The following is a 532-nucleotide window of genomic DNA, read 5'->3' on the forward strand; positions in this document are numbered from 1 at the left end:
GCTGCCTTCCTGGCCCACCATCACTACTTCCCCTGCGGTTGCCACTGCCTCCACCAGCTGTAACTCCTAGGCTGCTGTTTCTGTTCCCGCCGAACCTTCTGCCGGCCACACTGGACAGCATTCCCAATGCGGTCAAGCCTTCCTGCGACACCCAGCCCTGCTCCACCGCTTTGTTCATGGCCATGCCCTGGACTTCGATCATGCCATAATTGGCTGCCGTCTGGCCCGCCATGCTCATCGCCATGGCCATCCGCGGATGGCCCATCTGGAAGCGCTGCATCCCTTTCTGCATCTTCTGCAGAACATCCAGCTGGTTCAGGTTGCTGCCTAGTCGCCTTGCTCCCGTTACCACTTTGCCCAGCGCGCCCGGCCCTATCGCCACTAAGCCTGACGCCACTTCCTTTGCCGTTTGCACAAGCGATCCGGCTTTGCCTGACACTTTCTGTGCCGCGCTCGCCAGCTTGCCCAGCTTGGCGGCATTCCGTCCGATCTTCGCTCCGCTTGCCACCCAGCCTGCGAACGGGACCGCTGC

General features: G+C 61.8%; 1 protein-coding gene. It reads right to left on the reverse strand.

Features of this window, described 5'->3' with window-relative positions; genetic code table 11:
* Positions 1–532 (reverse strand): hypothetical protein (locus CHH75_RS24990; protein WP_176475665.1); only part of this gene is annotated, 532 nt, incomplete at both ends.

The sequence above is a fragment of the Paenibacillus sp. 7541 genome, from assembly GCF_002276395.1.
GTDB classification, from domain to species: domain Bacteria; phylum Bacillota; class Bacilli; order Paenibacillales; family Paenibacillaceae; genus Paenibacillus_AQ; species Paenibacillus_AQ campinasensis.